3 protein-coding genes are annotated in these 12,272 nt (G+C 63.2%); 2 read left to right on the top strand and 1 reads right to left on the bottom strand.

The annotated features are described in order from the left end of the window. Nucleotides 1-10: 10 nt before the first annotated feature. On the bottom strand, nt 11-1,366 hold the full coding sequence (locus ACSX1D_RS13130) for a TolC family outer membrane protein (protein WP_439858924.1): 1,356 nt from the start codon (nt 1,364-1,366) through the stop codon (nt 11-13). A 458-nt stretch (nt 1,367-1,824) separates the two neighbouring features. On the opposite strand from ACSX1D_RS13130, the gene ACSX1D_RS13125 reads away from it, so the two are divergent. Both ACSX1D_RS13125 and ACSX1D_RS13120 read left to right on the top strand, forming a co-directional pair. After that, nucleotides 1,825-11,829 carry a retention module-containing protein gene (locus ACSX1D_RS13125; RefSeq protein ID WP_439858923.1) on the top strand — a complete coding sequence of 3,335 codons (10,005 nt, stop codon included), beginning with the start codon at nt 1,825-1,827 and terminating at the stop codon, nt 11,827-11,829. Between the two features lie 71 nt (nt 11,830-11,900). Next, nucleotides 11,901-12,239, top strand: coding sequence for a tryptophan synthase subunit beta (locus tag ACSX1D_RS13120; protein ID WP_439858922.1), 339 nt, complete (start codon nt 11,901-11,903; stop codon nt 12,237-12,239). Nucleotides 12,240-12,272 lie beyond the last annotated feature (33 nt).

Here is a 12,272-nt window from a genome sequence, read left to right as displayed (position 1 = left end):
TCGGCCGGTACTACTTCATTTCCGGCAGACGTGCCTCGCTCTTTACCTCGGAAAGGGCTACAGCCTCGGCCGGTACTACGACCTGCTGCTGACGCAGCAGATCACCCATGGCCGCGATCACGCGGTACATGGAGAACTCCTCGGTGTAGCGCACTTCGCTGTAACGGCGGTTGGCGGTGAAGAGTTCGTTTTCGCTGTCGAGCAGGTCGAGCAGGGTGCGCTGGCCCAGGCGGAACTGCTGCTGGTACGCCTCGCGCACCCTTGCAGTGTAGTCGGCGTAGTCGCGGGCCTTGGGTGTCTGCAGGCGGGCGTTCTCCATGGCGTTCCATGCCAGGGCGAGATTCTCGTTGAGCACACGCAGGGCGTTGTTGCGGATGTCCATCGATTCGTTGATCTGGTGCGCGGTGGACTGCAGGCGGGCCTTGTCACGCATGCCATTGAACAGGTTGTAGTTCATCACCACCGCCGCGCGCCAGCCGTTGGAGTGGCCTTCATCGCCCTGCAGGTTGTCGTCCGCACGAGTGGCCACCTCGACATCGAAGCGCGGGTAGAAGGTCGACTTGGCCACCTCGTACTGCTTCTCGGCAGCATGGACATCGGCCTGTGCGGATTTCAGGAAGGGGTTGTTGTCCATCACCGTTTGCCGTGCGGCGGACAGGTCCGCCGGCATCGAGCCTCTGACCGTGGCGGGGGAGGCCAGCTCATCCGGCATCCGTCCGACGGCGCTGAAGAAGTTCGCCTCGGCGTCGGCCAGGTTGACCTGCTCGGTGTACAGGTTGTTCTGTGCCAGCGCCAGGCGGGCCTGGGACTGGTCGAGATCGGCGGTGCTGCCGACACCCTGGCGGCTGCGCAGGTCGATCTGATCATTGATGCGCTGGTGGGCGAGCAGGTTGTTCTTCGCCAACGAGAGCAGTTCGCGGCGCTTCAGTACGTCCAGGTACACCTCTACCGTACGCAGCGCCAGGCTTTCCGAGGTGCCGAGCACGCGATAGGCGCGCGCATTGACCACCGCCTCGGTGCGTGCCACTTCGTTGGGCGTGTTGAAGCCGTCGAACAGCATCTGTCGCAGGCGCAGCTCGGCGTTGCGGTAATTGAGGGTTTCGGTGTTGTGATTGCCCTGGGCCCGGGTGGTCGGACTGTCGGTGTGCTCGCGGCCATAACCGACCAGCAGATCGACCGTGGGCAGGTAGCCGCCCTTGGCAATGTTCACCTCCTCGTCAGAGGAGAGGCGACTGTTGATTCCGGCGTGAATCTCCGGGTGATTGTCCAGCGTGCTCTGAATCGCCTCCGACAGCGTCATTGCTTGTGTCTGGGCACAAGCCAAGGCAAGGACCACGCTGGTCCACAGCGGATTGAAAACTCGCATGCGATGAGTCTCCTTATGTGTGTCTTATTTCCGTCGCCATAAAATTGGCTATTTTTCGGCATAAAAACGTTTCACGCTCTTAACATCACAGCTAAGAACATCTTTCTAAGACCCTCAGAAAAATTTCGCACAAGCCTTATGAGGAAAAAGTCTTATGCAATTCGGCAAAACGATCCCAGTGTTTCCACATGGGAGGCATGCGAGGGCAGCTAGAGGCTTGGTGCATGCGAAAAACGGTGGTCGAACACAGGATGTAATGCATAGGGCGGGGATATTTCTGATGGAGTAGTGCGACGCTGGCTGCGTGACATTTTTTTGTCTTACTAAATTTGTAGGCCATGTACGCCGACTCATTTCACTCAGTTGTTTCTTTGGACGCGCTCCATGTTCGAAAAAGGTGTTTCGACCCTTTTTGAGACGTGTCGGCGGTGGCCGGCAGCTGCGGTGAGGAAGGAATCATGGCTACTTTGATTGGTGTCGTCAGTCGGGTTGTCGGCGAGGTCTTTGCGGTGGCTGGCAACGGATCGCGGCGTCCCCTCACAGAAGGGGATCGCGTCTATGCCGGAGAGCAGCTGGTTACCGGTGCCGCGGGTGCGGTGGCCGTGGATCTGGGCAAGGGGCGGCAGCTGACCCTGGGGCGGGACAGCAGTCTGAGGCTCGACGAACAGATGCTGGCACAGGCCGCCGAGGGGACGGTGCCGGTGCAGCAGGCGGCGCCCGAAACGCCAAGCGCAGCAGACCTGACCGATGTCGAGCGGTTGCAAGCGGCGATCGAGGCCGGTGAGGACCCGACGCTTTCCGCTGAGGCCACCGCGGCTGGTCCGGGTGCAGGAGGTGCTGCCGGCGTCGGAGGTGGTGGCGGGCACAGTTTCGTCTTGTTGGGCGAGACCGCTGGGGCGGTCGATCCAGTGATCGGTTTCCCGACCGAAGGTCTTGGTGCAGGCCCCGAGTTTCCCGATCCCGAGCCTTTCGTGGCAGCCGACGAGACGCCGCCTGCCGCACCCAATTTCACTCCCGAGATCGAGGTGGAGTACCAGGATTTCACCGGCTCGGTGGTCACCGGGCCAGCCCTGGTGGATGAGCAGGCCCTGAGCAACGGCACCAACCCGGGGAGCAATGCCGAGCAGTCGTCCGGAAGACTGATTGTCACCTCACCCGATGGCGTTTCCGCCCTGGAGATCATGGATGTCAACGGCATCTGGATCGATGTCACCAATGGCGGTGTGGTCCAGGGGAAATACGGGATACTGACCGTGGATGCGGCCGGCAACTGGACCTATACGCTGACCGCCAACACCCTCGATCACAGCAACCCGAATGCAACCGGCGCGGACGACCAGGTTGGCGAGAGTTTTCAGGTGCGGGTGTTCGACCTGGACGGCGATGTCTCGCCTATCGTGCTGCTTAATGTGCTGGTCAACGATGACGGGCCGACCCTCGCCGAAGGAGAGGGCGCCGTGGTGTCGAGCAGCGTCGATGAAGACGATATCGTAGGTGGCAACTCCGATGGCGACGGCATAACCAACGTCGCCTCCGGCGCGGCCGGCAGCCTCGATGCGTTGGTCAACTTTGGCGCGGACGGCCCGGGCAGCTTCGGTCTTTCCTCCAGCCCTGCGGCGTTGGCGTCGCTGTCGGCTCAAGGCCTCACGTCCGGCGGTACGGCGTTGACCTACAGCGTGGTTGGCAACCTGCTGACTGCCTCGGCCGGCGCGAGCACTGTCTTCACGCTCCAGGTGAATGGTGACGGCAGCTACGTATTCACCCTGCTTGGCCCGCTGGACCATCCTCTGGCCGACGGCAATGACGACGAGTTGCTGAGCCTGCCGATCGACTTCTCCGGCCTGCTGACCGCGACCGATGGCGACGGCGACGCGATCGGCGCATTCAACAGCGGCAGTTTCGTGATCAATGTCGAGGACGACGTGCCGGTGGCGGCCAGCGGCGAGCAGCGTCCGACGATCAACAAACTGGTGCATGAGGACCCGCTGCTCGGTCCGCACCAGGGCAACAGCGAGGCTGGCCAGACCCTGACGGCCAGCGGTGGTGCCGGGGCCCTGCATGTGCTGGTCAACTTCGGTGCGGACGGCCCGGGCAGTTTCGGCCTGTCGAGCAACGTCAGCGCGCTGACGGCGCAAGGCCTGACCTCGGGCGGTGAAGCGCTGAGCTATGCGGTGGTGGGCAATACCCTGACCGCCAGCGTCAGCGGCTACGAGGTGTTCACCCTGGTGGTGAATGCCAATGGCAGCTACCTGTTCACCCTGAAGGGGCCGATCGACCATCCGCAGATGGACGGTAACGACAACGAGACCCTGGCGGGGTTGGGTATCGACTTCTCCGGGATGCTGACCGCCACCGACGGTGACGGTGACCCGTTGGTGGGGGGCTTCCCGGCGGGCAGCTTCACCATCGATGTCGAGGACGACGTGCCGGTGGCGGCCAGCGGCGAGCAGCGCCCTACGATCAACCAACTGGTGCATGAAGATCCGCTGCTCAGCCCGCACCAGGGCAACAGCGAGGCCGGCCAGACCCTGACGGCCAGCGGTGGTGCCGGGGCCCTGCATGTGCTGGTCAACTTTGGCGCGGACGGCCCGGGCAGTTTCGGCCTGTCGAGCAACGTCGGCGCGCTGACGGCGCAAGGCCTGACCTCAGGCGGTGAAGCGCTGAGCTATGCGGTGGTGGGCAATACCCTGACCGCCAGCGTCAGCGGCTACGAGGTGTTCACCCTGGTGGTGAATGCCAATGGCAGCTACCTGTTCACCCTGAAGGGGCCGATCGACCATCCGCAGATGGACGGTAACGACAACGAGACCCTGGCGGGGTTGGGTATCGACTTCTCCGGGATGCTGACCGCCACCGACGGTGACGGTGACCCGTTGGTGGGTGGCTTCCCGGCGGGCAGCTTCACCATCGATGTCGAGGACGACGTGCCGGTGGCGGCCAGCGGCGAGCAGCGCCCGACGATCAACCAACTGGTGCATGAAGATCCGCTGCTCAGCCCGCACCAGGGTAACAGCGAGGCCGGCCAGACCCTGACGGCCAGCGGTGGTGCCGGGGCCCTGCATGTGCTGGTCAACTTCGGCGCGGACGGCCCGGGCAGTTTCGGCCTGTCGAGCGACGTCGGCGCGCTGACGGCGCAAGGCCTGACCTCGGGCGGTGAAGCGCTGAGCTACGCGGTGGTGGGCAACACCCTGACCGCCAGCGTCAGCGGCTACGAGGTGTTCACCCTGGTAGTGAATGCCGACGGCAGCTACCTGTTCACCCTGAAGGGACCGATCGACCATCCGCAGATGGACGGTAACGACAACGAGACTCTGGCGGGGTTGGGTATCGACTTCTCCGGCGTGCTGACCGCCACCGACGGTGACGGCGACCCGCTGGTGGGTGGCTTGCCGGCGGGCAGCTTCACCATCGATGTCGAGGACGACGTGCCGGTGGCTGCCAGCGGCGAGCAGCGCCCGACGATCAACCAGCTGGTGCATGAGGACCCGCTGCTCAGCCCGCACCAGGGCAACAGTGAGGGCGGCCAGACCCTGACGGCCAGCGGTGCTGCCGGGGCCTTGCATGTGCTGGTCAACTTCGGCGCGGACGGCCCGGGCAGCTTCGGCCTGTCGAGCAACGTCGGCGCGCTGACGGCGCAAGGCCTGACCTCGGGCGGTGAAGCGCTGAGCTACGCGGTGGTGGGCAATACCCTGACCGCCAGCGTCAGCGGCTACGACGTGTTCACCCTGGTGGTGAATGCCGATGGCAGCTACCTGTTCACCCTGAAGGGGCCGATCGACCATCCAGTGATGGACGGCAACGACAACGAGACCCTGGCGGGGTTGGGTATCGACTTCTCCGGAATGCTGACCGCCACCGACGGTGACGGCGACCCGCTGGTGGGTGGCCTCCCGGTGGGCAGCTTCACCATCGATGTCGAGGACGACGTGCCGGTGGTGGCCAACGGCGAGCAGCGCCCTACGATCAACCAGTTGGTGCATGAGGACCCGCTGCTCAGCCCGCACCAGGGCAACAGCGAGGGCGGTCAGACCCTGACGGCCAGCGGCGGTGCCGGGGCCTTGCATGTGCTGGTCAACTTCGGCGCGGACGGCCCGGGCAGCTTCGGCCTGTCGAGCAACGTCGGCGCGCTGACGGCACAAGGCCTGACCTCGGGCGGTGAAGCGCTGAGCTACGCGGTGGTGGGCAATACCCTGACCGCCAGCGTCAGTGGCTACGACGTGTTCACCCTGGTGGTGAATGCCGACGGCAGCTACCTGTTCACCCTGAAGGGGCCGATCGACCATCCGCAGATGGACGGTAACGACAACGAGACCCTGGTGGGGTTGGGTATCGACTTCTCCGGCGTGCTGACCGCCACCGACGGTGACGGCGACCCGCTGGTGGGTGGCCTCCCGGCAGGCAGCTTCACCATCGATGTCGAGGACGACGTGCCGGTGGCTCGTCTGAATGATCAAGCCCCTGACCTGGGCAAGGTAACAGTGGACGAGAGTCTGCCGGCCTTCGGTGGTGAGGGCGATGATGGCATCGCCATGGCGGTGCTCAGTGGCGCGCTGGTGCAGGCGCAGTTCAACAGTGTGTTTGGCGCCGACGGTCCGGGTTCAACGAGCTACAGCCTGATATTGAGTGGCAACAACGTGCCCAGCGGGCTGTTTGCCGTGGATGCGAGCGTGCCGGATGGCAAGGGCGCGCAGATCCTGCTGAGCCAGGTGGGCAACGTGATCACCGGCAGCGTGGGTGCGGCTGACTACTTCACCCTGACCATCGATCCGACGACGGGCGCGGTGACCCTGCACCTGCTGGACAACATCTGGCACGGGGACACCACGGACCACGACGATGCGCAGACCCTGCTGTTGGATCCAGGCGTGCTGAAGCTGGTGCAGACCCTCACCGATGGCGATGGCGACAGTGACAGCGTATCGATCGACCTGGGTGCAGCCGGGGTGTTCCGCTTCGAGGACGACGGTCCGGACGCCAGTCTGAACAAAGATGCCCCCGAGCTGGGCAAGGTAAAAGTGGATGAGAGCCTGCCGGCGTTCGGTGGCGTGGGCGGTGATGGCATCGCCACGGCGGTGCTCAGTGGCGCGCTGGTGCAGGCGCAGTTCGACAGCTCCTACGGCGCCGATGGACCCGGCACCACCAGCTATAGCCTGGCGCTGGACGGCAGTGGCGTGCCCAGCGGGCTGTTCGCCGTGGATGCGAGCGCGCCGGATGGCAAGGGCGCGCAGATCCTGCTGAGCCAGGTGGGCAGCGTGATCACCGGCAGCGTGGGTGCGGCTGACTACTTCACCCTGACCATCGATCCGGCGACGGGAGAGGTGACCCTGCACCTGCTGGACAACATCTGGCATGGGGACACCACGGACCACGACGATGCGCAGACCCTGCTATTGGATCCAGGCGTGCTGAAGCTGGTGCAGACCCTCACCGATGGCGATGGTGATAGCGACAGCAAATCGATCGACCTGGGTGCCGCCGGGGTGTTCCGCTTCGAGGACGACGGTCCGGACGCCAACCTGAATGAATACGCCCCCGAGCTGGGCAAGGTAAAAGTGGATGAGAGCCTGCCGGCGTTCGGTGGCGTGGGCGGTGATGGCATCGCCACGGCGGTGCTGAGTGGCGCGCTGGTGCAGGCGCAGTTCGACAGCTCCTACGGCGCCGATGGACCCGGCACCACCAGCTATAGCCTGGCGCTGGACGGCAGTGGCGTGCCCAGCGGGCTGTTCGCCGTGGATGCGAGCGCGCCGGATGGCAAGGGCGCGCAGATCCTGCTGAGCCAGGTGGGCAACGTGATCACCGGCAGCGTGGGTGCGGCTGACTACTTCACCCTGACCATCGATCCGGCGACGGGAGAGGTGACCCTGCACCTGCTGGACAACATCTGGCATGGGGACACCACGGACCACGACGATGCGCAGACCCTGCTGTTGGATCCAGGCGTGCTGAAGCTGGTGCAGACCCTCACCGATGGCGATGGTGATAGCGACAGCAAGTCGATCGACCTGGGTGCCGCCGGGGTGTTCCGCTTCGAGGACGACGGTCCGGACGCCAACCTGAATGAATACGCCCCCGAGCTGGGCAAGGTAAAAGTGGATGAGAGCCTGCCGGCGTTCGGTGGCGTGGGCGGTGATGGCATCGCCACGGCGGTGCTGAGTGGCGCGCTGGTGCAGGCGCAGTTCGACAGCTCCTACGGCGCCGATGGACCCGGCACCACCAGCTATAGCCTGGCGCTGGACGGCAGTGGCGTGCCCAGCGGGCTGTTCGCCGTGGATGCGAGCGCGCCGGATGGCAAGGGCGCGCAGATCCTGCTGAGCCAGGTGGGCAACGTGATCACCGGCAGCGTGGGGGCGGCTGACTACTTCAGCCTGACCATCGATCCGACGACTGGCGAGGTGACCCTGCAGTTGCTGGACAACATCTGGCACGGGGACACCACGGACCACGACGATGCGCAGACCCTGCTGTTGGATCCAGGCGTGCTGAAGCTGGTGCAGACCCTCACCGATGGCGATGGTGATAGCGACAGCAAGTCGATCGACCTGGGTGCAGCCGGGGTGTTCCGCTTCGAGGATGACGGCCCGGATGCCAACCTGAATGAATACGCCCCCGAGCTGGGCAAGGTAAAAGTGGATGAGAGCCTGCCGGCGTTCGGTGGCGTGGGCGGTGATGGTATTGCCATGGCGGTGCTGAGTGGCGCGCTGGTGCAGGCGCAGTTCAGCAGTGCCTACGGCGCCGATGGTCCGGGCGCGACCAGCTATAGCCTGGCGCTGGACGGCAATGGCGTGCCCAGCGGGCTGTTCGCCGTGGATGCGAGCGCGCCGGATGGCAAGGGCGCGCAGATCCTGCTGAGCCAGGTGGGCAACGTGATCACCGGCAGCGTGGGTGCGGCTGACTACTTCACCCTGACCATCGACCCGGCGACGGGAGAGGTGACCCTGCACCTGCTGGACAACATCTGGCACGGGGACACCACGGACCACGACGATGCGCAGACCCTGCTGCTGGATCCGGGCGTGTTGAAGCTGGTGCAGACCCTCACCGATGGCGATGGTGATAGCGACAGCAAGTCGATCGACCTGGGTGCCGCCGGGGTGTTCCGCTTCGAGGACGACGGTCCGGTGCAGTCGGGTAGCTCTGGTCAGCGGCCTACTGTGTCTGGAACGGTGCAGGAGGATGCCTTGGCTGTGGCGGGCGGTGCGCCGCATGATGGCAATGCCGAAGGCGGCCAGTCCACAACTGCGTCTGGCGGTGCAGGTACCCTCAATGCACTGGTCAATTTTGGCGCCGATGGGCCCGGGGACTTCGGCTTGTCCGACAGCCCGGCGGCCATCAACTCCATGGTGGCGCAAGGCCTGACCTCAGATGGGACACCCCTGAGCTATAGCGTGGTGGGCAACCTGCTGACGGCAAGCGCGGGCGCTCAAACCATCTTCACCCTGCAGGTCAATGCCGACGGCAGCTACAGCTTCAGCTTGCAGGGGCCTCTGGATCATCCGCTGCCGGGTAGCAGCGATGATGGTCAGCTACTCAGCTTGCCGATCGATTTCTCCGGCGTGCTGACTGCCACCGACGGCGACGGTGACCCGATCGGCAGCTTCGAGGCGGGCAGCTTCACCATCGATGTCGAGGATGATGTGCCGGTGGCTCGCAATGATTCTGCCACCGTGCTGGCCGGGCAGAGCCAGGACTTCAACGTGGCCTTCGTGCTGGACTTCAGCGGCAGCATCAATAACACCGAGTTGAACCAGATGTTGCAGGCGGTAAGGGCCGCGGGGCAGGCCCTGTTCAATGGCACGCCCGGGGCGGTGAACATCAAGCTGGTCGCCTTCTCGGCGACGGCGACCTCCTACGCGCAGGTGACAGATTTCGCTTCGTTGGACAGCTTGATCGCCAGTCTCAATCCAACTGAAGGTGGGACGCGCCCGTTCAATGGTCAGACGGACTTTACCGACGCCATCATCGAAACCATGAGCGCCTATAGCCCGATTCCGGGCTGGAGCAATCAGGTGTTCTTCATCAGTGATGGCAATCCGAATCAGCAGACCGGGCCGGGAGGCACCTCGCTGACTGCACCGGTGGCCACCGCGTGGAATAGCTTCGTCAACGACAACGGCATCAGCGTCACCTCGATTGGGGTTGGAAATGGCATCAGCCTGGCGCGCCTGCAGGATATCGATGTGGATGGCGAGGGGGCACCTATCCTGGTCGGCGACTTCGATGACCTGATCGATACCTTGGTCGGGCAGGTGCTCGGCGATGTGGTGGCCGGCAACGTGCTGCTTGGCAACGACAATGCGGTCGGTGGCGGTGACGACGACGCCTTCGGCGCCGATGGCCCTGGCTACATACAATCCATCGAAATCAATGGCATCACCTATACGTGGGACGGCGTGGGCACCATCGTCGCCAGTAGCGGGCCGAATATCGCGGGCAGTCAGCTGAGCGATATCACCACTGCGCAAGGTGGCAAACTGTCGTTCAACTTTGCCACGGGAGCCTGGAGTTACCAGGCGCCCTCCGGCATCAACGGCGACAAGGTCGAGGCCTTCAACTACACCATTGTCGACAACGATGGTGATCCGGCCAACGCCACCTTGACTATCTATGTGGAAGACCAAAGCCCGGTTGTCGCACGGGTCGATGAAGATGAACTGCCTGGGGGAGTCACCGATCTCGATGCGGTCAACACGGTTGCCGTCGGCAGCTTGGTCGATTTGCTCGTGGGGCCGCCGGTAGCTAGCGCGCAGTTCTCCCTGTCCACTGATACCAGTGGCTTGGCGATGGCGACGTCCGCCGGCGTGCCATTGGTTTACTCGGTGTCGGGCGACACCCTGACTGCTAAAGCGGGGCCAGGCGGTGCGGTGATCTTTACCTTGCAGGTGCAAGCCAACGGCGATTACACCTTCAATCTGCTAGGACCTATCGATCATCCACTCAAGAACAGTGATGACAATGAACTGCTGACCTTCAACTTCGCCAGCATCCTGCAGGCGAGCGATGGCAGCAATCCACTGGCGCTGGCTGGCGGTTTCCTGGTGCATATTGAAGACGATGTGCCGGTAGTCCACGGTATTCAAGACGGCATTATGGGGAACTTTGCCGGAACCCTGCATGGCGTTGCGGATATCGACTTTGGTGGTGACGGTTTCGGCGCCTTCCACCTGTCTGGTGTCGCACCCAATGCGCACATCAATTACAACACGGTGGATAACCCGGACGGCTCATCGGTACTGACTGCGACCATCAACGGCAGTGGCGAAACCTTCTTCATCCTGACGATGAATGTCGATGGCACCTACGACTTCAATCTGGTGACGCCGAGCCCCACGACGGAAACGACGAAGTCTCTTCTCGGGCTCACTCCGGGTGGTCCGGTGCCCACATTGGTCTTGCCGATCAATGGTGTGACGGCGACCTTCACCGAGTTGGCCTCCAGCCCAGCCACTGGGGGAATAAATTCGTCTACGCCGGGCTTGGGCATCGACAACAATCATATTGATAGTGGCGAGCTATTGAAGGTGGCTTTCAATACGCACGTCGTAAATACCCGCTTTACCCTAAACAACCTAAGAAACAGTGGTCCTCACGTCGACTCCCTGACTTGGGCGGTATTCAGTGCCGGCGTGTTGATCGCCTCGGGTACTTGGACGCCTCCACTCGGGACCGGTCAGAGCGCTACAACGGTGTTCGATATCCTGAACCCAATCGTTGGTTCCACGATGACCTATGACAATCCCAGTGATCCAGCCGACATCTTGGCCAACGGCTTCGACGAAATTCGTCTCGGAGCGGCAAGTGGGGACTCCTACCGCCTCTTGTCGATCACGGTCACCGAGGAAATATTCCCAGACGATGTCAACCTGAGCTTCAACCTGGATGCAACGGATGGCGATGGCGATGCGATCCCGACCACCAGCTTTAACGTATCCATAGAAGGAACCGGCTCTCCGGCCACCGGCTATATCTTGAATGGCACTGCCGCGGACGAGGTGCTGCTTGGCAGTACCGGCAATGACACCCTGATCGGCGGCGATGGCGACGATGTATTGATCGGAGGCTTGGGCAACGACACACTGACCGGCGGCGGAGGCGCGGACACGTTCAAGTGGCTTCTAGGGGAAACTGGAACCGATACCGTCACGGACTTTGCCAAGGGCTTCAATTCTGGTGGTGACCGCTTGGATCTGTCGCAACTGTTGGTTGGCGAGGATGGGGATGGAGGTCCTGATGGAATCGGCAACCTGCTGAGCTACATCGATATCTCCACCGGCTCTCTGGTCGGAACGGCGGCGCTCGACACGGTTATCAAGGTCGATGCATCGGGTGGTGGAAACTTCACGACGCCAGACCAGACGATAGTGCTGCAGGACGTCAACCTGTTCGCCAGCTATTCGGTGGGGTCAGAGGCCGATGTAATCCTCAACATGCTCGCCGACGGTACGTTGAAGGTCGATACGGTCTAATCTGCAAGCATAGAGCCGGCCCGCCACCTAACGGGTGGCGGGCTTTCTTTTGCCAGTAGCAGGAGGCATTCATGGTCTACGTACAGCGCGATGAACGGCGGCGGATCTTGCGGGTGGAGCAGGAGCCGTTCGACAGCATGAGCCATACCATGGCCGCGGACGATCCGGAGGTGCAGGCCTGGGTGGCCAGTCATGCGCTGAACAATCGCCTGGTGGCGTTGCAGGAATCCGATCTGGAAATGATCCGGGTGCTCGAGGACGTGGTCTCGGCGTTGGTCGAACGCGGCGTCATTCGCTACACGGATCTGCCCGAGGCGGCGCGACACAAACTGCATCAGCGAGCGGAAACCCGAGCGGAACTCGGCGGACTTGGCGGCCTGCTCGGCAGTGAGGATCAGCCGCTGCGTTAAACAGTGCTTGCGCCTGAGCGCGAAGTCCCGTGG

Source organism: Pseudomonas sp. MBLB4136, assembly GCF_051904765.1.
Classification (GTDB): domain Bacteria; phylum Pseudomonadota; class Gammaproteobacteria; order Pseudomonadales; family Pseudomonadaceae; genus Aquipseudomonas.
Note: the sequence above shows the minus strand (reverse complement) of the source record. Positions and strands in the feature narration are given on the sequence as shown.